Origin of the sequence: Mesorhizobium sp. M0618 (assembly GCF_040320765.1) — a bacterium.
GTDB lineage: Bacteria > Pseudomonadota > Alphaproteobacteria > Rhizobiales > Rhizobiaceae > Mesorhizobium.
Map to the genome: position 1 here is coordinate 21,084 of NZ_JAMYQH010000046.1, position 23,694 is coordinate 44,777.

At 64.5% G+C, this 23,694-nt stretch carries 22 protein-coding genes; 16 read left to right on the forward strand and 6 right to left on the reverse strand.

Annotated elements, in window-relative coordinates:
* The first annotated feature begins 63 nt into the window (after positions 1-63).
* The 5 genes from NKJ04_RS31360 (at position 64) to NKJ04_RS31380 (ending at position 6,094) form a co-directional block, all read left to right on the forward strand.
* Positions 64-1,767, forward strand: coding sequence for an ABC transporter permease (locus NKJ04_RS31360; RefSeq protein ID WP_352679578.1), 1,704 nt, complete (start codon positions 64-66; stop codon positions 1,765-1,767).
* Positions 1,755-2,834 carry an ABC transporter ATP-binding protein gene (locus NKJ04_RS31365; protein WP_352679581.1) on the forward strand — a complete coding sequence of 360 codons (1,080 nt, stop codon included), beginning with the start codon at positions 1,755-1,757 and terminating at the stop codon, positions 2,832-2,834. Before NKJ04_RS31360 ends, NKJ04_RS31365 begins: the two co-directional genes overlap by 13 nt.
* On the forward strand, positions 2,834-4,000 hold the full coding sequence (locus tag NKJ04_RS31370) for an MBL fold metallo-hydrolase (protein WP_352679592.1): 1,167 nt from the start codon (positions 2,834-2,836) through the stop codon (positions 3,998-4,000). The genes NKJ04_RS31365 and NKJ04_RS31370 overlap by 1 nt, the downstream gene beginning before the upstream one ends.
* Positions 3,997-4,755 carry a 5'/3'-nucleotidase SurE gene (locus NKJ04_RS31375; RefSeq protein ID WP_352554465.1) on the forward strand — a complete coding sequence of 253 codons (759 nt, stop codon included), beginning with the start codon at positions 3,997-3,999 and terminating at the stop codon, positions 4,753-4,755. The genes NKJ04_RS31370 and NKJ04_RS31375 overlap by 4 nt, the downstream gene beginning before the upstream one ends.
* 163 nt (positions 4,756-4,918) lie before the next feature.
* Positions 4,919-6,094, forward strand: a complete 1,176-nt coding sequence (locus NKJ04_RS31380; protein WP_352679584.1) for a DUF930 domain-containing protein — start codon at positions 4,919-4,921, stop codon at positions 6,092-6,094.
* On the opposite strand, the gene NKJ04_RS31385 is transcribed toward NKJ04_RS31380, so the two are convergent.
* Positions 6,091-6,765, reverse strand: coding sequence for an HAD family hydrolase (locus NKJ04_RS31385; protein WP_023811039.1), 675 nt, complete (start codon positions 6,763-6,765; stop codon positions 6,091-6,093). The two genes, NKJ04_RS31380 and NKJ04_RS31385, sit on opposite strands and share 4 nt — an antisense overlap.
* 93 nt (positions 6,766-6,858) lie before the next feature.
* Positions 6,859-7,500 carry a hypothetical protein gene (locus tag NKJ04_RS31390; RefSeq protein ID WP_023811040.1) on the reverse strand — a complete coding sequence of 214 codons (642 nt, stop codon included), beginning with the start codon at positions 7,498-7,500 and terminating at the stop codon, positions 6,859-6,861.
* A 195-nt stretch (positions 7,501-7,695) separates the two neighbouring features.
* On the opposite strand from NKJ04_RS31390, the gene NKJ04_RS31395 reads away from it, so the two are divergent.
* The 5 genes from NKJ04_RS31395 to ptsP all read left to right on the forward strand — a co-directional run bounded on the left by NKJ04_RS31395 (position 7,696) and on the right by ptsP (position 12,525).
* Positions 7,696-8,133, forward strand: a complete 438-nt coding sequence (locus NKJ04_RS31395) for a transcriptional regulator GutM (protein WP_023811041.1) — start codon at positions 7,696-7,698, stop codon at positions 8,131-8,133.
* A gap of 88 nt (positions 8,134-8,221) precedes the next feature.
* Positions 8,222-8,983 carry a PTS glucitol/sorbitol transporter subunit IIC gene (gene srlA / locus NKJ04_RS31400; protein WP_013529328.1) on the forward strand — a complete coding sequence of 254 codons (762 nt, stop codon included), beginning with the start codon at positions 8,222-8,224 and terminating at the stop codon, positions 8,981-8,983.
* A 16-nt stretch (positions 8,984-8,999) separates the two neighbouring features.
* Positions 9,000-10,001, forward strand: coding sequence for a PTS glucitol/sorbitol transporter subunit IIB (srlE, locus tag NKJ04_RS31405; RefSeq protein WP_023811043.1), 1,002 nt, complete (start codon positions 9,000-9,002; stop codon positions 9,999-10,001).
* A gap of 108 nt (positions 10,002-10,109) precedes the next feature.
* Positions 10,110-10,490 (forward strand): PTS glucitol/sorbitol transporter subunit IIA, encoded by a 381-nt coding sequence (locus NKJ04_RS31410; protein ID WP_023811044.1) that lies wholly within the window; start codon positions 10,110-10,112, stop codon positions 10,488-10,490.
* A 55-nt stretch (positions 10,491-10,545) separates the two neighbouring features.
* Entirely contained in the window at positions 10,546-12,525 is a 1,980-nt protein-coding gene (gene ptsP, locus NKJ04_RS31415) for a phosphoenolpyruvate--protein phosphotransferase (protein WP_023811045.1), read from the forward strand.
* A 14-nt stretch (positions 12,526-12,539) separates the two neighbouring features.
* Here ptsP and NKJ04_RS31420 read toward each other — a convergent pair whose 3' ends face one another.
* Complete coding sequence (locus NKJ04_RS31420) at positions 12,540-13,343, reverse strand: hypothetical protein (RefSeq protein ID WP_023811046.1); 804 nt, start codon at positions 13,341-13,343, stop codon at positions 12,540-12,542.
* A gap of 159 nt (positions 13,344-13,502) precedes the next feature.
* Between NKJ04_RS31420 and NKJ04_RS31425 the strand changes: the two genes are divergently transcribed.
* Complete coding sequence (locus NKJ04_RS31425) at positions 13,503-14,513, forward strand: sugar-binding transcriptional regulator (RefSeq protein WP_023811047.1); 1,011 nt, start codon at positions 13,503-13,505, stop codon at positions 14,511-14,513.
* On the opposite strand, the gene NKJ04_RS31430 is transcribed toward NKJ04_RS31425, so the two are convergent.
* The 3 genes from NKJ04_RS31430 to NKJ04_RS31440 are packed head-to-tail and all read right to left on the reverse strand — an operon-like array spanning position 14,500 to position 17,673.
* Positions 14,500-15,351: a TIGR01459 family HAD-type hydrolase gene (locus tag NKJ04_RS31430; protein WP_023811048.1), complete on the reverse strand. Its 852-nt coding sequence runs from the start codon at positions 15,349-15,351 to the stop codon at positions 14,500-14,502. The genes NKJ04_RS31425 and NKJ04_RS31430 overlap by 14 nt on opposite strands.
* The gene (locus tag NKJ04_RS31435; protein ID WP_352679594.1) at positions 15,348-16,622 is read right to left on the reverse strand and encodes an FGGY-family carbohydrate kinase; all 1,275 of its coding nucleotides are present in this window, start codon (positions 16,620-16,622) and stop codon (positions 15,348-15,350) included. Before NKJ04_RS31435 ends, NKJ04_RS31430 begins: the two co-directional genes overlap by 4 nt.
* Before the next feature lie 7 nt (positions 16,623-16,629).
* The gene (locus NKJ04_RS31440) at positions 16,630-17,673 is read right to left on the reverse strand and encodes a class II aldolase/adducin family protein (protein ID WP_352554462.1); all 1,044 of its coding nucleotides are present in this window, start codon (positions 17,671-17,673) and stop codon (positions 16,630-16,632) included.
* A gap of 187 nt (positions 17,674-17,860) precedes the next feature.
* Between NKJ04_RS31440 and NKJ04_RS31445 the strand changes: the two genes are divergently transcribed.
* The 5 genes from NKJ04_RS31445 (at position 17,861) to NKJ04_RS31465 (ending at position 23,565) form a co-directional block, all read left to right on the forward strand.
* Complete coding sequence (locus NKJ04_RS31445; RefSeq protein ID WP_127266683.1) at positions 17,861-18,637, forward strand: DeoR/GlpR family DNA-binding transcription regulator; 777 nt, start codon at positions 17,861-17,863, stop codon at positions 18,635-18,637.
* Positions 18,634-20,013, forward strand: a complete 1,380-nt coding sequence (locus NKJ04_RS31450) for an FGGY-family carbohydrate kinase (RefSeq protein ID WP_352442063.1) — start codon at positions 18,634-18,636, stop codon at positions 20,011-20,013. Before NKJ04_RS31445 ends, NKJ04_RS31450 begins: the two co-directional genes overlap by 4 nt.
* Positions 20,010-21,554 carry a sugar ABC transporter ATP-binding protein gene (locus NKJ04_RS31455; protein ID WP_023811053.1) on the forward strand — a complete coding sequence of 515 codons (1,545 nt, stop codon included), beginning with the start codon at positions 20,010-20,012 and terminating at the stop codon, positions 21,552-21,554. The genes NKJ04_RS31450 and NKJ04_RS31455 overlap by 4 nt, the downstream gene beginning before the upstream one ends.
* Positions 21,551-22,549 (forward strand): ABC transporter permease subunit, encoded by a 999-nt coding sequence (locus NKJ04_RS31460; RefSeq protein ID WP_352611812.1) that lies wholly within the window; start codon positions 21,551-21,553, stop codon positions 22,547-22,549. The genes NKJ04_RS31455 and NKJ04_RS31460 overlap by 4 nt, the downstream gene beginning before the upstream one ends.
* Before the next feature lie 77 nt (positions 22,550-22,626).
* On the forward strand, positions 22,627-23,565 hold the full coding sequence (locus NKJ04_RS31465; RefSeq protein WP_027038073.1) for an ABC transporter substrate-binding protein: 939 nt from the start codon (positions 22,627-22,629) through the stop codon (positions 23,563-23,565).
* Positions 23,566-23,694: the final 129 nt, after the last annotated feature.

Here is a 23,694-nt window from a genome sequence, read left to right on the forward strand (position 1 = left end):
TCTAGCGGCATGCCGACTGCGAAACCCGAGCGCATCGGCTGATCGATCCCAGGAAAAGCAATCATGTCAACACGGATCAGGGAAAGCCGGGGCCAGGAAATGGTCCTGACGGCGGCGGTGGCCATCGTCATCGTCCTGCTTTCGCTGCTGCCGATGCTGCGCCTGATCAAGGAAATCGTGGCACCCGGCGGCACGCTGTCGACCGTCGCGATAAAGGTGGGGCTCGCCAGTCCGGCGACCTGGATCGCCACCTGGCACACACTGGTCGTCGGTATCGGCGGCACCCTGCTTGCGGTGCTGTCGGGAACGCTGGTGGCCGTCCTCGTCACTCTGACCGATATCCGCGCTCGCAGCGCCATGGTGCTCTGTTACGTCATGCCCCTGATGATCGCGCCGCAGGTGACGGCGCTTGCCTGGCTGCAGCTGTTCGGCCCGGCAAGCCCGTTCCTCAAGCTGTTCGGGGCGGCACCGCCGCTCGGGACCAGGAACCCGCTCTATTCCACCTCGGGCATCATCCTGCTGCTCGGCGTGCAGTATGGCCCGCTGGTCTTCCTGCTGGTGCGCGCCGGCCTGCGCAAGCTGCCGCGCGAACTGGTCGAAGCGGCGCGGGCGGGCGGTGCCGGCTGGTTCACCGTGCTGGTCACCATCGTGCTGCCGTTGATGACGCCCTCGATCATGGCCGCCGCCGCACTTGCCTTCGTCTCTTGCGTCGGCAATTTCGGCATTCCGGCCTTTCTCGGCATTCCCGCCAACTATCTCGTGCTGCCGACGCTGATCTATCAGAAGCTGGCCGGCGGCGGTCCTGCCGTGCTCGGCGAAACCGCGTTCCTGTCGGTGCTGATCGGCATCATCGCCATGGCGGGCATCCTTGCCCAGGAGATCATGAGCCGCCGCCGCGACTATCGCATCAGCTCCACGTCGCTTTCGGCCGAGCCCTATGAACTCGGCCGATGGCGGCCGGCCGTGCAGGCCGGCATGTGGCTGCTGATCGTTGTGGTGCTGTTCCTGCCGCTGTTCGGGCTGGTTCTGACATCGCTGGTGCCGGGCTATGGCATTGCGCTCACCACCAAGACGGCAACGTTCGACAATTATCGCTTCGTGCTGTTCGAGCATGACGCGGCCAGCCGTGCCTTCTTCAACAGCTTCTGGCTGTCGATCGCGGCGGCCTTCTTCGCGGTTCTGGTCGCAGTGCCGATCGGCTATCTGATCGCCTGGGGCAAGCAGCGCTGGGTGCGGCTGCTCAATCTGTCGGTGGAACTGCCCTATGCTCTGCCCGGTGTGGTGCTGGCGATCGCCTCGCTGCTCATGTTCCTGCGGCCGATCCCGCTGACCGGCATCCAGCTCTACAACACGGTCTGGATCATCCTCTACGCCTATCTCGCCCGTTTCCTGGTGCTGGCGCTGCGGCCAACCATCAGCGGCTATCACCAGATCGACCGGGCGCTGGAGGAAGCGGCGCAAGTGGCAGGCGCCGGGCTGTTCACCCGCATGCGCACGATCATCTTTCCGTTGGTGGCACCGGCGGCGATCGCCGGTGGCCTGCTGATCTTCATGACGGCCTTAAGCGAACTTACCGTTTCGGCACTGCTGTGGTCGTCGGGCTCGGAAACGATCGGCGTGGTGATGTTCTCCTTCGAGCAGGGCGGCGATTCCAACTATGCGGCGGCGATGTCCGTCATCACCGTGGCGGTCACTTTCGTGCTGATGCTGGTGACCAATCTGCTTGCCCCCTACCTTCCGACCGGAGTGCTGCCATGGCGCGATTGAGCCTGGACAATGTGACCAAGAGCTTCGCCAATTTCGATGCCGTCAAGGACGTGTCGATCGACGTCGCCGACGGCGAGTTCCTGGCAGTGCTCGGCCCTTCCGGCTGCGGCAAGACGACGTTGCTGAGGCTCGTCGCCGGATTCGAGAAAGTGACGTCGGGCGAAATCCGCATCGGCAGCGAGGTCGTGTCGGGCAAGGGCGGCAGCGTCGCGCCGGAAAAGCGGCGCGTCGGCATCGTCTTCCAGAACTATGCGCTGTGGCCGCATATGACGGTGGCCGAGAACATCGGCTATTCGCTGAAGGTGGCGAAGCTCGACAAGGCCGTCGCCCGCCGGAAGGTTGAAGACGCACTGGCCCTTGTCAATCTGCAAGGGCTGGGCGAGCGTCGGCCGGCCAATCTTTCCGGCGGCCAGCGCCAGCGCGTGGCGCTGGCGCGCTGCCTTGTCGCCGCGCCCTCGCTAGTGCTGTTCGATGAGCCGCTCGCCAATCTCGACGTGCATCTGAGGGCATCGATGGAGGACGAGTTCGCATCGTTCCACAAGCGCACCGGCACCACCATCGTCTACATCACCCATGATCAGGCCGAGGCGATGGCATTGGCCGACCGCATCGCGGTGATGGATGGCGGGCGCCTTGCCCAGCTGGCGACGCCGCGCGAGCTCTATCATGAGCCGGCAAATGAAATGGTCGCATCCTTCATTTCGCAAGGCATTTTGCTGCCCGCCGACGTGCTGAGCGCGGAGCAGGCGGGCCACTGCAAGGTCCGGGTTCTCGGGACTGAGCTGATTGTCCGCTGTCGGCCAGGCGAGCGGCCGCGCGCTGGCGCCAAGATCTGCTGCCGGTCGGCTGATCTCGACGTGTCGCCGGACGGTCCCGGCTTCGATGGCCTGGTCAAGCGGGTGATCTACCAGGGTGGCTCGGCGCGCATCGAATTCACGCCTTCGACCAGTCCCGACATCACCTTGCACTTCGAACAGCCCGACCCAGTCATGCTGGAAAGCGGGTCCCGGGCGCGTCTGCGCATAAGGTCCGGCTGGCTGATCCCGGCGGTGGGGGCGGCAGCGTGATGATGCTCGACCTGCTCGGCGGCTTTGGCGAAAAGGGCCGCACCAGCCTTGCTGTCAGCAGCGGCAAGGATCGCATCCTGCTCGACGTCGGCATCAAGGTCGGCGCCTCGGGGGCGGACTACTATCCGGTGCTGAACGGGTCGGCCGCCGACATCGATGCGCTGTTCGTCTCGCATGCCCATGAGGATCATGTCGGCGCGCTGAGCTGGCTGCTGTTGCGCGGCTATGCCGGCCCGATCTTCATGACGGCCGAGACCCGCAATGAGGCGCCCGCCACGCTCGCGGGCTATGCTGAGCCCGAGGATTTCAGGCGGTTCCCTTTTCCCGAAGATCGCATCGAATTGTTCGAACCCGGCGATACGTTGAACAGCGGCAACCTCACGATCCGGACGGGACGCTCCGGGCATGTGGTGGGCGGCGTCTGGTTTGCCGTGGACGATGGCGAGAGCCGCGTCGCCTATTCCGCCGACGTGGTGCCGGACAGCAATGTCTTCGTCATGGACACGATCCCGCACTGCGACCTGCTTGTCCTCGATGCTTCCTATGGCGCCGATCCGGTGCCGGGGGCGGCGCGGGCCCGCGAAATATCGCAGTGGGTTGCGAGGCATTCGGGCGGGTGTCTTTTGCCGACGCCGCTCTCGGGTCGGTCGCTGGAGCTGATCGCGGCCTTGCCTGGGACGTTCGCCATCCATGCCGGCATGCGTTCGTCCCTGGAAGCGCAGATCGGCGCCACCGCATCCCTGTTGCCAGGTGTCTCAGAACTCTTGCTTCGCCGCCTGCAAGACGCAGCCGACTGGACCGATGCCGATCCTCTGCCGCCAATGCCGTTGCTGGCGGATGACGGTATGGGTGAGGCCGGCCCGTCGTCGCGCCTCTTGCCGCGTGCCGACAATTCCGGTTTTCCGGTGCTGCTTACCGGCCATCTGCCGTCAGGTTCGCCGGGCGATCTGTTGCACAAGGCCGGCCGGGCGGACTGGGTGCGCATGCCGACCCATCCGACGCTGTCGGGCAATGTCGACATCTGGGAGAAGGCCGGGCGTCCCGCAGCACTCGGTCATTCCTGCACGCCGGACCTTCTCGGCGATCTGCAAACCCACATCCCGTCGCTGCGGACGCAATGCCGCACCGGCCAGCGCATAGTGGTGTCGGAGGCAAGAAAACGATGAGAATTCTGATCTGCAACGACGATGGCATCGAGGCGCCGGGGCTTGCCCGTCTCGTCAAGGCCGCCGGCACGTTGAGCGACGATGTCTGGGTGGTTGCGCCCGACGGCAAGCGCACCGCTGCCGGCTCGTCATTGACGATTGCCAGGCCGTTGACCATGCGGCGCGTCAAGCCGAACTGGTACTCCTGTTCCGGCACCCCGGCCGATTGCGTTGTAAGCGCTATGACCTGGCTGTTCGCCGATTCCGACAAACCGGGCCTTGTGCTGTCGGGCGTCAACGATGGCCGCAACGTTGCCGAGGATCTTGCCTATTCCGGTACGCTCGGCATTGCGCGGGAGGCGACGTTCTGGGGCGTTCCAGCCATCGGCTTCTCACGCGTGAAAAATCCTGATTTCACCGATGGCGACGACCAATGGCTTGGCGCGCTGATCACTTCATTGTGGCAATCGCGCGCCGACTGGGCCGCTGAGGGTCATTGGCTGAGCATCAACCTGCCAACGGCGCTGCCGGCCGAAATCCGGCAGCCGCGCATCGGTCGCGACAAGATCGCCCGCAAGGCCGAGATCTTGGAAAGCGACGGCGAACGCACGGTCATCACCGTGCCGCGCGGGCGCGCTCATGCAAGTGAGCCGGGTGACGAAAACGAGGCGATTGATGCCGGCTTCATCAGCATCAACCGGCTGAACTGGTTTGGCGAGACACGGCTGGACGAACGGTTTCTGGACGGGATCCCGCGCCAGCGGCAAGCTGGCTGACCTCAGGGCTTCAATCGGATTGTGGAGGTGGTTTGAGTCGCGCCATATCTCACCGGCGCTGATCCGCGCGTCGTCATCCGATCACCAACCTGTCAGCGGTTAAATCAAGCCAATCCACTACCTATGCTTGAAGCCGCCGCCATTTCATTCCACATCGGTGCGGATGAAGGGCGAAACAGGAGAACGGCGGCGGCATCTGCTGTGGGCTTTGCCCGCATCGCTGATCCTGCATGCACTCATCGCGGCGTTTCTGGTCTATGGCCTGCCGAGACCCGAGCAGCAGCCGGCTCAGCAGGAACAGCCCGTCAATGTCGCGATCGTGCCCCCGCCCGAAAAGCCCAAGCCGAAACCTGCTCCAAAGCCACCGGAGCCGACACCTGAAAAGAAGGCTGAAAAGCCGCCTGAACAAAAGCCGCCTCCGGAACCGCCGAAACCGCCAGACGACCAGGTTTTGAAGCGCGTTTTCCAGTACGGCCAGAAAGATACCGGGCCGGAGAAATCGCTCGACGGAAGCAGCGCTAAACCCAACACGCCGTCGCCGGCCAAGGATGAGGCGCCGAAGCCGCCTGTAGCACCGACACCCGCGCCGACCCAGCCCGCCCCGGCTGCAACGCCACAGCAGAAGGCAGAGCCCAGCAAGTCTGACGAGAAGCCAGCCACCGTTGCGCCGGACGAAAAGCCCGCGCAAAGCGAGGAGAAGCAGGCGACCGAGGACACCGACAAACAGCAGCCGGACAAACAGGAACCCGCACCGCAACCCGACGAAAAGCAAGCCGTCGTGACGCCAAAGCCATTGACGGCTGAGACCGGTGACAAGCCGGCGCCTCCAGCCTCGACCGAAAAGGCAAAGCCCAAAGCCAAACCTGCCAAGACAATGACGTTCAAACCCGCAAAAGCTTTCAAAGCGCCGAGCGGGAATGCTGGAAGGTCAAATCCCACCAACAACGCCCTTGCGGGATCACCGATCTATTCCGGCCTTCCTGGCGTCAGAAAGCTTTACTCGCAAGGGGCAACCGGCAATGCGTTCGCTACAAGCTCCATGGAGAATGTGCCGCGCGGTCAGCGCGTGGCCACCCTTTGCGGCAACGTTCTGAGCCGGGAATTGCAAACTGCCGACTATACGGTCAAATGGGTGCCAACCATCACGCTGGACAAAGGCAATGTTCTCAATCCTGCTCAGGCGGCCTTCAGCACCAGAAATACCTGGTACAATCTAAACTTCCGGTGTGAAGTCGACCCCGATGCGACGAGGGTCCTATCCTTCAATTTCCGTGTGGGGTCATTGGTCCCGCCTGGCGAATGGGCCAGTCGTGGATTCGCCAAGTATCCGCTGAATTAGGCCGGCACACCAAACCTAGCCAATTGCCGGCTAACTTCTTGCCAGTCGGCGCAGACGAAATCGGCACCGGCAGCTGTCAGCCGCGCGGCGTGCTCGGCATAGGTATGGCCGCCGCCGGTGTAGCCGATCGCCGTCATGCCGGCGGCGACAGCGCCCTGGATGCCGAAGGGCGAGTCCTCGATGACGATGCAGTCAACGGGATTGGCGCCGATCTTGTCCGCCGCGAAGAGGAAGATGTCCGGCGCGGGCTTGCCGTTCTTGACCATCGAGGAGCTGTAGATCGCGTCGCCGAAGAAACGCGCCAGCCCGGTCACGGCAAGGCTGTGGTTTATGCGCTCGACGGAGGAGGACGAGGCGACACAGCGGTCGCCCGCAAGCGTCGCGAGAAACGCAGTGATTCCCGGTGTCGGCTTCAATTCCTGCGAGAACAGCACCTTGGTCTCGGCCCAGATGTCGCCGTCCGCCGCCGCCGGAAATTGGTGCCCGGTCAATTCCTTGATCCTGGCGATGATATCGGACTGCTTCATGCCGACGCATTGGGCGATGATGCTGGTGTTGACACCGGGCATGCCGTGCTTTTCGTAGACGCGCTCATAGGCGCGGGCGGCCAGCGGCTCGCTGTCGACAAGAACGCCGTCGCAATCGAAAATAATAGGCCTTGGTCGCGCCACGCGTTTCCCTCTCGAGTCAATTTTCGCACATCGCTATCGGCAAAAAGTCAAATGTTCAATAGCGCGTGCGTTTTGGGGGCGCGAAGAGCGGGCTCAAAGCTGGCGCAACGCATCGCTCGCACGGGAAGACCCGAGCGCCCGTTGCATGGCTTGCCGGGACTGCGCGCGATCTGGGGTGATCCAGTTCGGTTCGGCGCCGAGAAAGCGGTCGAGGAAAGCCACCGCATAGGCCGGCATCTCGGTCACATTCTCGCGATAGGACCACCATGTGCGCAAATCGTCGGCGCATTTGTCGATGCCGGGTGCCGTGCCGAATTCCTGCTCGTGGATCGCCGAAATCACCGAGACGCAGTAGTTGGTGTAGAGGAAACCCTCCGGCCAGAAGCGGACGATTTCCAGCGTGCCGGCGTTCGTTTCCGTCTCGATCAGTTGGGTGAGGCCGGATATTTCTTTTGCCGGCGCCTGTTTTATCAACTCGCGCAGCACGAGGCCGGCGGCAAAGACGATGAAGTCGGCGCGGTCGATCGCGGCGAAGCGCTTCTGCGCTTCCATGATCTCGACCCAGTCGAGAAAGGCTCTGGTGAGCTTGGCCTCGTCGATCTCGAAGCGCACGCCGAACGTGTCCGAGACCACCTTGGCGCTGCCGCGAAAGGTGGCGCGGAACCAGCGCAGCTGCCGCAGCCGATGGCGAAGATCCGGCATCAAGGCCAGCTCGTCCCTGAAGGGCAGCTCCATGTTCCTCGTATCCTGTTTCCCGGTCAGCCTAGCACAACAGCGCCACGGCCGAAATCGGTCAGCGCCCTTGTAGATGACCGCAGCCGAGGCCAATATCATACATATTGACATTCTCGGAAACAAATGTTCTCACTTTGCTGTTGTCACGCGCCGGTCCAAGGTGCGGTTCAACTGAGGCTTCGGGAGGAGAACCGAATGGCGATTTGGCAGTGGGGACTGCTTCTGCTGGTTATCGTGTGGGCGCTGCAGTCGCTCGGCGTCTGGCTGCAGATGCGGCACTATTCGGATGTCTTCAGGGGCGTCACCGACCAGTACAAGGATGGCTTCGTCGGAGCCGGCAATTTTCGCGGCCGGTTGGCCAAGGGCACCATCGCGCTCGTCGTGGTGACGCCTGATCTGGTCGTGCGCCGCCTGATGGTGATGAGCGGCCGTTCCGTCTTCACCAAATTCAAAAGACATGAAGAATTCGAGGGTGTTCCCCTCGATAAACTCCGGTCCAACCCTGCAATCATGGGGGAGGGGGAACCCGGTGTGGCCGAGGCCGTGAAACGGGCGATCGAGCAGATCGACAAGACACGGTCGGAGCCGGGGAAGAAGCCGGGCCTGTCCGGCTTGAACATAGCAAGGGCTTAGGGCCGCAGGATTTCGGGCTCTAAATCAAAGGGATAGAGGACGCCGCGCACCGACTGGGATCAACCGGCGGGTGGCATAAGGAGGAGAAATGTCTGTATTTTCGTTGTTGGCGCAGCATGCCGACATGGCCGTGCACAATCTGCATGTCGCAGGTGCCATGGTCTCGGATGCCGCATTGCATGGCAAGCTCGCAGTCGAGCATGCCTCCGACCATCTCGTTGTCCTCGCACAAGCGGACAGCGGACCGATCACCGTCGATCAGTTCAAGGAAAAGCTGAAGGACGTCCAGCAGGAAGAGCAGCTCGGCTGGCTGACCGCCATCGGCAAGTACTTCATCGGCATCTTCCAGAAGGGCGGCGAGGTCTTCGCCGGCTTCGTCACCGGCATCATCCCGACGCTGGTGGTGCTGATGACGGCCTTCTACGCCGTCACCGAACTGGTCGGCGAAGAGCGCGTGCATGGCCTGGCGCGCGGCGCCGGCCGGATCGCGCTGACGCGCTACACGCTGTTGCCGCTGCTGGCGGTGTTCTTCCTCACCAATCCGATGGCCTATACGTTCGGATCGTTCCTGGAAGAAAAGCACAAGCCGGCCTTCTATGACGCGGCCGTGTCCTATGTGCACCCGCCGCTCGGCCTGTTCCCGCACATCAATCCCGGCGAGTATTTCGTCTGGGGCGGCATTCTCGTTGCGCTGCTGGAGCTGGAAAAGAAGGGCGTCGTCGTTGCCGGTTACCACGTCAAGGTGGCGATCTGGTACGCAATCGTCGGTCTCGTCGTCATCCTGCTCAAGGGCATGCTGACCGAACGCATCACCGCCATCATGGCACGCCGCCAGGGCGTCGAGCTGTAAGGGCGGGGAGGACATCATGGCCAAGACATATAAAGCCGTACGCATCTCCCGGGGCAAGACCGGTTGGGGTGGCCCGCTCGTGATCGAGCCGACCGAACAGCGCAGCAAGGTTGTTTCCGTCACCGGTGGTGGCATCCACCCGGTGGCACAGCTTATTGCCGACATGACCGGTGGCGAAGCCGTCGACGGCTTCAGGGCGCCGCCGATCGAAAGCGAGATGGCGGTGGTGGTCGTCGATTGCGGCGGCACCGCACGATGCGGCGTCTATCCGCGCAAGCGCATCCCGACCGTCAATCTGACGCCGGTCGGTCAATCGGGGCCGCTGGCCCAGTTCATCACCGAGGACATCTACGTTTCGGGCGTGAAGCCGGCCAACATCACAATGGCGGACGGATCCGAAACGGTCACGACTGCAGGGGGAGCAGCAGCGATGAGTTCAAGCAACAATGCGGCCGCGGCACCACAGCCGCTGCCGAGCGAGGGTGGGCTGATCGGCCTCATCAGCACGATCGGCCGGGTCATGGGACGTATCGTCGGCATCTTCTTCAATGCCGGCCGCCGCACCATCGACCAGGTCATCCGCAACGTGCTGCCGTTCATGGCCTTCGTGACCATGCTCATCGGTCTGATCCTGTATACCGGCATCGGCGATGTGCTGGCGCAGCCGATGGGTCCGCTGGCCAACAACATCGTCGGCCTGCTGATCATCTCGGCGATCTGCGGCCTGCCGTTCCTGTCGCCCATTCTCGGGCCAGGCGCTGTCATCGCGCAGGTCATCGGCGTCGCCATCATCGGCCCGCAGATCGCCAACGGCACGATTTCGCCGGCAATGGCACTGCCGGCGCTGTTTGCCTACAATACCCAGGTGGGCTGCGACTTCGTCCCCGTCGGCCTGGCGCTCGGTGAGGCCAAGCCGAAGACGATCGAAATCGGCGTTCCGGCGGTGCTCATCAGCCGCCAGATCATGGGGCCGGTCTCGGTGCTGATCGCCTGGGTCGTCAGCCTGATCGTGTTCTAAGGCAACTCTGGGAAAAGCGCATAATGCTTTCCCTTGGAAATTGCGTCAAAACAAAGAGTTAGAGCGGTTCACCGCTCTAGGGAAAGTTGAGAAAATGAGGTTCGCCATATGACGGTTCTGTTGAGAACACGGGTCACTGCCATCGGCCCCGAAGTGGCGGACCTTGCCGAAGGGGGCGTGGTCATCCTGTTTGCGGATGGCTCGCCGCCGGAGCTTGCCGAGGTTTCGGTGCTCCACAAGGCGGAGCAGGGACCAAGTGACGGAGCGCCCGCCAAGGGCGCTTCGATCACCCTCGGCCCGGTTGTCGCTGTTATCACAGCGGTCGGCTCCAGCGCGTGGAGCAAGGTGCTGGAAATGGGCCATGTCGTCATCTCGTTCAACGGCGCTACCGAGGCCGAGAGGCCGGGCGAGATCTGTGCGTCGCAAGTCGACCCGCAAGCGCTGGTGGCCGCCCTGAAGACCGGCGCAATCATCACCATCGCCGCCTGACAGCATTCGCGCCGTGGCCTATGTTGGGAGCGGCGCCCAAAACCAGAGTATTGCCATGGAACGCTCGACCATCGTCAGAGTGCATGAAGGTTTGCACGCCCGTCCCGCGACGCGGTTCGTGAAGCTCGCCAAGGGCTTCGAATCCGACGTCGAACTGGTCAAGGACGGCAAGGCGGTCAGCGCCAAGAGTTCGGTCAAGCTGATGCTGCTGGCGGTCAAGGAGAACCAGGAAGTCACGGTGCGGGCGAATGGCGCCGATGCCATCGAGGCACTCGAGGCGCTGATCGGCTATCTCGAGAATCCGCGGGCCGGCCTCGATGATGAAGCGGAGGCGCAGAGCCCGGCGAACGATGCCGGGCAGGAAGCGGCACCCGCGCCCGGATCCGTGCCGGCGGCACCTGACGGGGCAAACCGCCTGCGTGGCGTGGCCGCCAGCGAAGGTTTCGCCATCGGCCCGGCCTTTGCGCATTTTCCACCCGATATCGCCGGACAGGGCCGCGTGTTGCGGGCCGAGGAGATAGAAGGCGAGATCGACAGGTTCCGCACGGCCGTCGGCGCGGTCCAGGCCCGTATGGATAATGCGTTGGCGCAGGACAGCCTGTCGGCTGGAGACCGCGGCATCGTCGCCGCGCTCAGGGATATCGCCGCCGACGATAGCCTGACTGGTGAGGCCGAGGGCCTGATCAAGGGCGGCAATGACGCGGTCTCCGCCGTCATCACCGCCGCCTCCACCATTGCCGCCGAATTCAGCGCGGTCGACGATCACTATCTCAACGCGCGGGCGGATGACGTTCATGCGGTCGGGCGGCAGATCTGCCTCGTGTTGCTGGGCCAAGACGATGTCAGCCTCGAAAACATACCCGAAGGGGCTATCCTGATTGCCGATGACATCGGCGCCTGGGATCTGGCACGCGCGCCGCTGAAGCGTATCGGCGGCGTGGTGTGCGGCCATGGCGGCGCCACCTCGCACATCGCCATCATCGCGCGCTCGCACGGCATTCCGGCAGTGCTCGGCCTCGGCGGCCAGGTCAATGCCTTGCGCACCGCGCGAGACGTCGCGCTCGACGGCAATGCCGGCCATGTGATCATCGACCCCGACGAGGCGACCCGTGCCGATTTCGCCGGCCGCGTCGAAGCGGCGGCAAAGGAGCGCGCCGGCCTGACCATCTTCAAGACGGTGACGCCGAAGCTCGCCGACGGCAGGATCATCGAGGTCGCGGCCAATATCGGCTCACTCGAGGAAATCGAAGCGGCGCAAGAGGCTGGTGCCATGGGCATCGGCCTGTTCCGCACCGAGCTTTTGTTCATGCGCCATATGCATCTGCCCTCGGAAGACATGCAGGCCGAGACCTATGCGGCGCTGGCCAAGGCTTTTGCGCCTTATCCGGTCATTGTACGCACGCTCGACATCGGCGGTGACAAGCCGATTGCCGGCATCGAATTTCCCGACGAGGAAAACCCCTTCCTCGGCTGGCGCGGCATCCGCATGTGTCTCGACCGGCCCGACATCTTCAAGCGCCAACTGCGGGCGCTGCTGCGCGCAGCCGTGCACGGCAACATCAAGGTGATGCTGCCGATGGTGTCCGACCTCTCGGAGGTCAGGCAGACGCGCGTGCTGGTTGACGAATGCACGGCCGAGCTGAAAGCCGAAGGCGTGCCGCATGCGACCTTCGATCTCGGCGTAATGATCGAAACCCCGGCCGCCGTGCTGATCGCCCCGACGCTGGCCAAGGAGGTCGCTTTCTTCTCGATCGGCACCAACGATCTGACCCAGTACATCATGGCCGCGGACCGGCTCAATCCGACCGTCGCCAAGCTCAACGATGTCACCAATCCAGCCGTCATGTCGGCGATCGAAATGACGGCAAAAGCCGGCGTCGCCGCCGGTATCATGGTCGGCATGTGCGGTGAGGCGGCCGGCCGTCCGGATCTCATTGCGACATTCGTGAAGATGGGGCTGACCGAACTCTCGATGAGCCCGGCTTCCATCCAGCGCGCCAAGAAAGCGATCATGGCCATGGCCGCTGAAGGCTAGCCCAGGCCGGCCAACTACGGCAGATGGGCAAGCAAGGTGGCGAACACCGGTGTCAGTTCAGCGATCGGGTTTGCCTTGGCGCAGGCCTGAACGATGCGGTCGTGGCGAATATCCGCCGCCAGTATCGCGATCTCCAGCATATCCGGCTCCGGCGCGCCGTCCCTGCCGGCGGTCGCCAGGCCGCAGGCCAAAGCGAGCGGTGCCAGGCAGCTTACGTCAAGCGCGCTGCTGCCCACCACCGCCGGCGTTTCGGACATCGTTTCGGCAAAGCGGACCGGACGCTGGCCGAGGCACTCGACCAGCAGCGCCGAACAGGTGGCCGCGATTGCCTGCAGTCCGGCACCTGGCGCGGCCAACGCGGCCAGCAGATCGCCATGCCGCTTGCGCATCGTGGCATGGACGGCCGCGAAATCGGCTTCGTGGATGCGGGCATTGTCGATGTTCAGGCCGGCAAGAACCGCCTTGGTCAGATAATACATATCGCGCCGGAACAGGCGTTCGGCGTCCAGTTGGCGATCCTCGTTGCCGACCGGGAAATAGGTGCCGAGGCCCTTCACCGTCGTGCCGTCCACCTTGATCGGGCGCTCATGCGGGACGAAAGCTTCAGCGATCGACAGCGCTTCGTCGACGGCACTCGCGGCATGGCTGAGCAGGCCTTCGATGCCCTTGCCTGGAAACGGCGGCAGATGGCTGGTTGCTTCGCGCAGGATGCTGGCATCGCCGCTGCCGTCATGGCGGCTCTGGCGGATGATTTCGCGGACTTCCCGCAGCCGGTCCTTCAGATTGACGCGGACATCTTCGGAGATTTGTCGGAGCATCGCGGATCGCCTTGAAATTTGCTGCGGATAGCCGCCAACCGGGGCAGCCGCCACTCTCTACATTGTTCCTATCGATTGGTAGATCAATAGGCGATACTAGACCAGCATGCAGAATCGGCGGCAGCGCGCTCGTCCGTCGCCGCAGGGGGAGAGACAGACTTGGGCAGACGACGACAGGGCGAAAGCGAAGACGGTCGAGGCGAGGCAACCGAGCAGGTCGCCAGCGAAAGCCGGACGGATCGCCTCAGGATTCGCGCCGCCTGGATGTATTTCGTCGAACAGATGACGCAGAACGAGATCGCCGACGTGCTCGGCGTCGGTCGCGTCACCATCGTGCGCATGCTGGCGGATGCCCGGGCGCGCAACGAAGTGAAGATCACCATCGAGAGCGAATTGTCGGAAATCGTGCGGCTTGAGCGCGCGCTGGAGAAGACGTTCGGGCTGCAGCAGGCGCTGGTGGCGCCGCTTTCGGCACCCGATGCCGATCCGATACCAGCGATCAGCGCCAAGACCGGCAGTTTCCTGTCGGACACGATGAAGTCCGGGATGCGGGTCGGCGTCGGCTGGGGGCAGACGCTGTTCTCGAGCCTGCCCTTCATCAGCGCCAAGTCGCTCACCGATTTCAAGGTGATTTCGCTGCTTGGCGGTGTCGGCGTCGTGCGCCGGGTCAACCCAGCCGAGTTCGCCTGGCGCTTCGCTCAGATATTCCAGGGCGACGGCTATCTGATGCCGACACCAGCCGTCGTCGACAGCGTCGAGACCAAGATCGCACTGATCGAGCGCTGCGGCCTGCAGGAGATTTTCGAGATGGCCGACGTGCTCGATGCCGTTCTGCTGAGCGTCGGCGGGATCGCCTCGGCCACCACCTTCTCTCGTGGCGGCTTCCTCAAGGAGGCGGATCGGGAGGCCCTGCTTGCGCGTGGCGCCGTGGGTGACCTCCTGTTCCATTTCTTCGACCGCAACGGCGATCTGGTCGACCATCCCGTCAACAGCCACGTGATGTCGGTGGATGTCGACCGTCTGCGCAAGGCACCGATCCGTATCCTCACTTCCGGTGGCGAGGAGAAAACCGAAGCGCTGCTCGGCGCCATGACCCTCATTGCCCCAACCATCCTGATCACCGACGAGGAGAGCGCGCGGCGCATGCTGGAAGCGGTCAGCGGAAGCTGAAGCTGTCCGTGATGTAGTCCGGCCAGGCCTGCTGTTCGTCGAAAACAGCGGCGAGATCCGGTGTGTCCGCCAGTATTCCGCTCAGCACCAGCGCGGTGGCGATGCCGGTGCTGTTTCCGCCCGATATATCGTGTTCGACGCTGTCGCCGACACAGACCACGGTGCCACGGTCCGGCTCGCCGGCCAGCGCCAGCGCGGCGTCGAAAATCGCCTTGTCGGGCTTGCCGATTCGGGTAACGCTGCCGCCCAGGCTTTCATAGAGATCGGCCAGACGGCCGGCGCCGAAGCGAGGGCCAACGGCCGTCAGCATGATGATGTCGGGATTGGTGCAGAAACACGGCACCCGCCGCTCTGCGGCCGGCGCGAACAGCCTGCGATAATGGTCGAGGTCAAAGCGGTCACCCTCGCTGGCCGCGATCAGCACCAGTTCGGCCTCATCGCCGGACCCGGTCAGCACAAAAGGCAGGCCCTCGATCGCGGAGCGGTCAGCTTCACGGCTGATCAGCAGGCATTTTGTCCCTGGGCGCAGCTTCCCCGACGTCGCCATCTCCCTAAAGGATCGCCACGCCACCTCGCCGGAAGAAACGAAATGATCCCAGCTTCCCGCTTCGAAGCCGAGTTTTATGAGCCGGCTTTCATTGGGTCGTGCCCGCCTGCCGGAGTTCGAAACCAGCACCACGGTCTTGCCGGCGCGCTTCAGCGCCGACAGCGCTGCCACCGCGCCCGGATAGGGCCGTGTGCCGTCATGCAGCACGCCGAACTGGTCGAGCAGGAACACGTCGTAGCGCTCCGCCAGCGGCCCGATGCCGTCGAGACGTTCGATCGTTTTCGCGCTCATAGGAGTCCTGCCCGGCTTGCACCCATCAGCGCCAGCCGCGCCGTGCCGGCGGCGGCCCCGTCGGAAAGCGCGGGCAGGAAATCGACGCCGAGCCTGCGCCGCCGGATTGCCGTCCAGGCTGGGTTCGCCGCCCCGCCTCCGACGCTCCTGACCGATATCAGCGCGGGCGCGCCGAGTTCGGCAAGCCTGTCATAGCCGAGCGCTTCGATCGCGGCGATGCCTTCGAACATCGCTTTCAGATAATCGGCGTCGTCCGCCGGCCGGGGTGCAAGGCGAGGCGGCAGCGCCGGATCGGCGATCGGAAATCGTTCGCCCGTGGCGGGAAGCGGATAGTAATCGAGGCCGGTGTCGGTCTCCGGGTCGATTTTTGCGCTGAGTTCGATGATACGGGCGAGCGGAAAATGCTGAGCCAGCACCTTGCCGCCGGAATTCGACGCACCGCCTGCCAGCCAGGCGTTGCCGAGCCGGTGGCTGTAGATGCCGAAGCGCGGCGCCGAAATCGGCCGGTCGGACAGGATCTTGATGGTCAGCGAGGATCCCAGCGCGGTGACGCCGTCGCCGATCGCGGCAGCACCGGTCGCCAGGAACGAGGCGCAGCCATCCGTGGTTCCGGCGACGACGGCCACATCGCGCGGCAAGCCGAACAGTTCCCCGGCTTCCGCGGTGAGGGCGCCGGTGACTTCGCCCGGCTCGACCACGCGCGGCAGCAACTCCACGCGCATTCCGGTCGCGGCGATCCATTCCGGCCAGCGGCGGGCCTCGACATCATAGCCTGTCTTCAGGGCATTGTTCTCGTCGCTGACGTCGAAGCGGCCGGAGAAGTTTCCGGCAATCCAGTCGGCCTGATGCAGCACCGCCGCAATGCCCGGCAGATGCTGGAAGCGCAGGGCCTTGGCGAGGCCGGATGTCGCTCCGTGCGCTGCACTTGCAGCCGGCGCGGTGCGGTCGATCGCGGCCAGAATGTCGTCGTCATCGACCTTGTCGTTGTACATCAGCGGTTCGGCCAGCGGCCGCCCGGCGGCGTCGACCGGCAGCAGCGTGCCGGAGGTGCCGTCGATGGCGATGGCGCGGACCGCCGTGCGGTCGATGCCGGAAAGCAGGTCCGTCAGCACCGCCTTGACCGCTTGCCACCATGCCGTGGGGGCTCGGCCATCGCGGCCAAACCTGTCGAGTGGAACGGCCGAATGCCCGGCTATGGAAAAATCCGGGCGCATGGCGACGGCGCGCGCACCTGATGTGCCTAGGTCGATGCCGATGACAAGTGGCATCATGTCCATGCTAGCCGCCAGCCGCGTTGAGCTTCTGGCGATATTGCTCGGCGTCCCAGTTGACCAGCTCGTCATTCTCGGAAGCGGTGAGATAGTTCAGCCGCGCTGCGACGTCGATCCGCGCGGTCACGTCGGCGAGGCAGCGTTGCATGGCATCGGCGCCGGCACTGGCGTCGCCGCGCATCAGCACGCCTGCGCCGGGAAACAGGATCGCCGCAGGCGACGTGTCCAGTCGTGCAATGACATCGGCCACCGCCTCGCCTGGTTTCGCCACGATGGAGCCCTGGCCGAGGAAGATGACGTGGTCCGGATAGAGGCTGCCGGCCTGCGCCATGCGGCGGCTCTCAGGGTCGAGCGCAACCGCATGCGCTTCGACATCGGCCGGCAATCTGTAGAAGCTGCCGCCGGCAAGCGCCGCCAAGGCATCGAGGTCGGGTGCGGCGGTCGCGCGCGCCGGCCGGGCCAGCAATGACCTGATACGGCGCAGCAGAAGCTCCGCCCCGGCGACGGTTTCGGCGGCGACGACCAGCCCGTGATTGCCAAGGATCAGCACGTCGACACCAGGCCGCAGTTTTTCGGCAATGCCGCGTGCAAGCGGCAGGCCGGGCCGGAAATAGGGCACATAGGCCCAGTCGATGCCATCGAGCCGCCTGGCGACCTCGGCCTCGCCATCGGCCTGCACGGCAAGTGAGATGGTGTCGACGCAATGGACGTGAAGAACCACGCGCTGCGGCATCAGGGCGTGCACCGTGGTCTCGATCGACGGCCGCAGGCCGCGCGGGTTGAGCGCTGCAATGGTGAAACCCTGCGGCTGGTCGGCGGCGCGATCGCGCTGTTCGACGGCTCTCAGCAACGGCGCCATCGCCACCGGCACCATGATGTCATCGACCAGCGCGTCCTTCAGCCAGGTGCCGGAGGCCTTGATCCACAGCGTGTCGCCGGCTTTCAGCGAGGTGTTGCCGCCTGCCGCCTGGGTCAGATGCGGGCTCTGCCCGATGCTGGCCGAAAGCGCCCGTAAGGCCGCCAGCTCCTGCGCATCAGCTTGGGTCGCCATGGCGCTTTTCCTCCAACGGCTCGGCCGTGTCCTGCGCGAAATCCCGTTGCCGGGGTTGGCGCTGATATCGCAGATACGAGTGATCTACGTCAATAGTGATCTAGTATCATCAAAACCCGCTTGCAATCCGGCTAATGTTGAGTAAGTTGCGCCAACTGCCATGGAAATGGCATCCGGGAGGAAAGAATTGAGCGACTCCGGCCGCCAGCGTCAGATCGTCGAACTGCTGCGGGATCGTCCGTTCGCTTCGGTGCGCGAGCTGCAGGAACGGCTTGGCGTTTCAGCCGCGACGGTCAGGCGCGATATCGACAGGATCGACGAAGCCGGCGAAGCGCGGAAGGTCTATGGCGGCATCTCGGCGCTCGACGGCGCTTCCCAGGCCGGTGTCGCCTACGCCCGGCCCTATGACGAGAACCGCGACCTTGCGGTCGAGGCCAAGCGGCAGATCGCCGCTCTCGCGGCGACCATGGTGCGTGACGGCGACGCCGTCATCGTGCATGGCGGCTCGACCTGCTTCCATCTCGGGGTCAAGCTCGCCGAGCGCAACATCCGCCTCTACACCAACTCGATGCCGCTGGCGGCCTATCTCAGCGACCACGGCCATTGCAGCCTGACGGTTGCGGGCGGTGATCTGCATCGCGAACCCGGCATCATTCATTCGCTCACCCAGGCCGTGCCCTTCTACGCCTCCAAATTCTTTCTCGGCGCGCAAGGCCTTGGCCAGGAAGGCGTGATGGAATCGCACCCGCTGCTGGTGCGCTCGATCGTCGATCTCAGCCTCTGCGCCGACCAGATCGTGGTGCTGGCCGACAGCCGCAAACTGTCGATCCACGCGCGCAATGTCGCGCTCCCGCTTTCCCGCATCGGCACGCTGGTCACCGACGACGGTCTTTCCGATGCCGATGCGCGCATGCTGGAAGACGCCGGCGTCATGGTGCGGATAGCCTCGGGAGCCATCCAGTGAAGGTGGCTGTCCTCGATTTCGGCAAGACCAATTCGAAGCTGTTCGTCTTCGGCCAGGACGGGCGCATTGTCGACGAGCGCCGGACCCAGCCGAAATGGGTGCGCCAAGGCGGCTTCAGCGTGCTCGACGAGGCGGCGCTCCACCATTGGGCGCTCAGCGCCGTTGCCGATGCGGTCGATGGTCATGGAGTGGAAGGGGTCATGGTCTCGGGCCATGGCTGCACCTTTGCCTTGGTCGACGAGGCGGCGCTGACGCATCCGATCCTCGATTACGAGCAAGAGCCGCCGGCCGAGATTGCCGCGCGGATCGATCGCCGCATTCCGGGCTTTGCCGAGACCTTCTCGCCGCGGTTGCCGCTGGGCTTCAACTACGGCCGCCACATGCTGTGGCTGCAGGAGGTCGAGCCCGACGCGTTCGCCGCGTCGAAATCGATCCTCGGCTATCCGCAATATTGGAGCTGGCGCCTTGGCGGACGGGCGGTCTCGGAAGTATCCTATCTCGGCTGCCATTCGCATTTGTGGGCGCCGCGCCGCCAAGATTTTTCCTCGCTGGTCGACGCGCAGGGCTGGCGTGACCGGATGCCTGCCTTCGAGCGCGCCGGCACCGTTATCGGCGAGCAGCGCCTCGGCGCTGCGGCAAGCCCGATCGCCATCCACAACGGCGTCCATGACTCGAATGCGGCGCTGCATGCCTATCGCCGGCAGGAGCTTGGCCCGGTCACCGTCGTTTCTACCGGCACCTGGGTCGTCGTGCTCAATCCGTCCTGTCCCCTCGACGCGCTCGATCGGGACCGCGACATGCTGGTCAATGTCGATGTCGGCGGCGGCCCAGTGCCGACCATCCGCTTCATGGGCGGGCGTGAATTCGCAACCATCAGCGCCGGCTGGCAAGGCGAGATCGCCGGCCCGGCGGTGCAGCGGGTGATCGATGCCGGCATCATGGCGCTGCCGAGCTTCGCGCCGGGCGGGCCGATGGCGGGGCATTCCGGCCGACTGGCGGGGCGCGCGCCCAATGCCGAGGAACGCGCGGCTACGGCGCTGCTCTACGTCGCGCTGATGGTCGATCTGTCGCTCGATCTCATCCATTCGAACAACACGGTGATCGTCGATGGCGGGCTGAACACGGGCGGTCTGCTCGCCGGACTGCTGGCGCAATTGCGTCCCGACCAGGCTTTCCTGCAGGGCGCCACGCTGGAGGGCAGTGCCACCGGTGCAGCGGCGCTCGCCTTCGAGAGCGTTGGGCGCGAATTCGCCGCCGAAGTTCCGGAGCCGGTGCGCGCGTCGCGTTTCACCGGGTTGGCAGGCTATCGCGGCAATTGGCGTGCCGCCACCATGGACCGGGGCGTCGCTGGTGCGGTGGCGGGAGGCGCGCGATGAGTGCGATTGCCAAGGCCGAGACGGCGCGCCAGCCGGTGCTGGAGATGCGGCACATCTCCAAGACGTTCGGCGCGATCCGTGCCTTGCACGATGTCTCGCTCAGCGTCCATGCCGGCGAGCTGCACGCCTTGATGGGCGAGAACGGCGCCGGTAAGTCGACATTGATGAAAGTGCTTTCAGGCGCCTATCGGCCGGATGCCGGTGGCGAGATCCTGATCGACGGCATGCCGGCCGCGACCGGCGATCCGATCAAGGCGCGCGCCAGCGGCGTCGCGGTGATCTATCAGGAGCTGTCGCTGGCGCCCAATCTGACGGTGGCGCAGAACATCTTCCTCGGCAACGAGCCGCGACGCTTCGGCATCGTCGATCGTGACCAGTGCACAAGGCGCGCCAGGGAGATCATCGCGCGTCTGGGCGTCTCCTTTTCGGCCCGCGACATGGTCTCCAGCCTGTCGCTCGGCGAGCGACAATTGGTCGAGATCGCCCGCGCGCTGTCGACCAATGCGCGCATCATCGTCATGGACGAGCCGACGACGTCGCTGACCTCGCGCGAGACCGACCGGCTGTTCGAGGTCATCGCGACGCTGAAATCGCAAGGCATCGCCATCATCTACATCAGTCACCGCATGGAAGAGGTCTACCAGCTTGCCGATCGCGTCAGCGTGCTGCGCGACAGCGGTTATGTCGGTACGCTCGAACGTGCCGACCTCAGCGCCTCGCGCCTCGTCTCTATGATGGTCGGCCGCGATCTGTCGGCTTTCTACAAGAAGGATCATCGGCCGCCGGACGAAAAGCGCGCGGTGGCGCTCTCGGTGCGTGGCATGTCCGACGGCCGTCTCCTGAAAGACTGTTCGTTCGACCTGCACAAGGGCGAGGTGCTGGCGCTGGCGGGTCTGGTCGGTTCCGGCCGTACCGAGCTTGCGCGGCTGATCTTCGGCGCCGACAGGCGCGTGTCAGGCACGCTGGAACTCGACGGCAAACCTGTAACCATCGGCTCGCCGCGCGAGGCGCTCGATGCCGGCATCGCCTATCTGACCGAGGACCGCAAGGAACTCGGCCTGTTCCTCGACATGTCGATTTCCGACAACATCAGCATGGGCGTGCTGGCGCGGGATTCGCGCGCCGGCGGCTTGCGCGACTTCGCGGCCGCCGAAAGGCGCGCTTCCAAGGCCGTTGCCGGTCTCTCCATCCGCACCAGTTCGGTGCAGGCCAATGCCGGCTCGCTGTCGGGCGGCAACCAGCAGAAGGTGCTGCTCGCCCGCCTGCTCGAAACCGAGCCGAAGGTCGTCATCCTCGACGAGCCGACCCGCGGCGTCGATGTCGGGGCGAAATCGGAAATCTACCGGCTGATCGACAATCTCGCCAAGCAGGGCATCGCCATCCTGATGATCTCCAGCGAACTGCCGGAGGTGATCGGCGTTGCCGACCGCGTGCTGGTGATGCGCGACGGCACGATATCGGGCGAGGTGACGGCATCGCAAGGCGAACCGCTAAGCCAGGAGAAAATCATGGAACTTGCAACGGGAGCGGCTCAGCAATGACCGACAAGGCGACCGAGATCAGCGCAGGCGGCCAGGCCACCGGCACCAGCCGACGGTTGCGCACGGCTTTCGCTGCCCTTGGCATGCTGCCGGTGCTGATCCTGCTGGCGGCCGGCTTCCAGTTCCTGAACCCGCGCTTCCTGACCGAGACCAACCTGTTGATCGTCACCCAGCAGTCGTCGATCAACATCGTGCTGGCGGCCGGCATGACCTTCGTCATCCTGACCGGCGGTATCGACCTGTCCGTCGGCGCCATCCTGGCCGCATCGGCGATGGTGGCGGTGATGGTGTCGCTGGTGCCCGACTGGGGTTTGCTCGGTGTGCCGGCGGCCATTCTGGTCGGCCTCGGCTTCGGCCTCATCAACGGGCTGCTCATCGCCTATATCAAGCTGCCGCCCTTCATCGTCACGCTGGGTTCGCTGACCGCGGTGCGCGGCGTCGCCCGCCTGCTCGGCCAGGACACCACGGTGTTCAATTCGGACCTGCCGTTCGATTTCATCGGCAACGGTTCGCTGTTCGGCATTCCGTGGCTGGTCATCATCGCGCTGTCGGTGGTGGTGCTGTCCTGGCTGGTGCTCAAGCGCACCGTGCTCGGCACCTGGATCTATGCCGTCGGCGGCAATGCCGAAGCGGCGCGGCTGACCGGCATCAAGGTGCCGCTGGTGCTGCTCTTCGTCTATGGCATTTCCGGCCTGCTGGCCGGCCTTGGCGGCGCCATGTCGGCGGCCCGGCTCTATGCCGCCAACGGGCTGCAGCTCGGGCAGTCCTATGAACTCGACGCCATTGCCGCTGTCATCCTCGGCGGCACCAGCTTCGTCGGTGGTGTTGGCTCGATCTGGGGTACGCTGATCGGCGGCCTGATCATCGCGGTGCTCTCCAATGGGCTCATCTTGGCCGGTGTCTCCGACATCTGGCAGTACATCATCAAGGGATTGGTCATCATCGTGGCGGTCGCCCTCGACCGCTACAGGCTCCAGGCAGGAGCAAGAACGTGATTGACCTTAGTCGCCGGCGTCAACGACCGGTTTCATGTAACGCACCGTGAGAGGCGCGGGGCAATCGGAGGAAAGCAATGAAGACCATCGCCAAACTGCTCTGCGGCGTCGCACTCGCGTCGCTCGCCATCGCGCCTGCTTCGGCCAAGGACCTCAATAAGGTCGGCATCTCGGTCGGCCTGCTCGGCAATCCCTTCTTCGTCGCCACCATCAAGGGCATCGAGGACGCGGCCAAGAAGATCAACCCAAAGGTCGAGGTGACCTCGGTGTCGGCCGACTATGACCTCAACAAGCAGGTCTCGCAGGTCGATTCGTTCATCGCCGCCGGTGTCGACGTGATCATGCTCAATGCCGTCGACGCCAAGGCGATCGCGCCGGCGGTGAAGAAGGCACAGGCTGCGGGTATCGTCGTTGCCGCCTTCGACGTTTCGGCGCCGGGCGCCGACGTGACCGTGATGACCAACAACGTCAAGGCCGGCGAAGAGGCCTGCCAATACCTGGTCGACCACACCGGCGGCAAGGGCGACTACGTCATCCTCAACGGACCGGCATCGTCCTCGATCCTGGAGCGGGTGAAGGGCTGCAAGAACGTGCTGGCGCAGCATCCCGACATCAAGATCCTCTCTGACGACCAGAATGCCGAAGGCTCGCGCGACGGCGGCCTGAAGGTGTTCCAGTCGCTGCTCACCCGCTTCGACAAGATCGATGCGGTGTTTGCCATCAATGACCCGACGGCGATCGGCGCCCAGCTTGCGGCCAAGCAGCTCAACCGTTCGGAATTCATCTTCACCGCCGTCGACGGCGCGCCCGATATCGAGAAGGAGCTCTCCTCCGGCACCTCGATGATCAAGGCCTCGGCCTCGCAGGATCCTTACGTGATGGCCGGCCAGTCGCTGACGATGGCGGCCGAACTTCTGGCCGGCAAGAAGCCGGCGGAGCCGACCGTCCTGCTCGACCCGAAGCTCATCACGGCCGAGAACCTGAAGGACTACAAGGGCTGGACCGCAGCCCGCTAAATCCTCCCAAGGCCGGTGGGGGGGGGGGGGGCCCCCCCCCCCCACGGGCTAAACCCCGCCCGGAAGGTATTGTTGGTTTTATAAAAAATACACGACCGCGCACAAAAAAGCAGAGTATTAGTGTGTGGG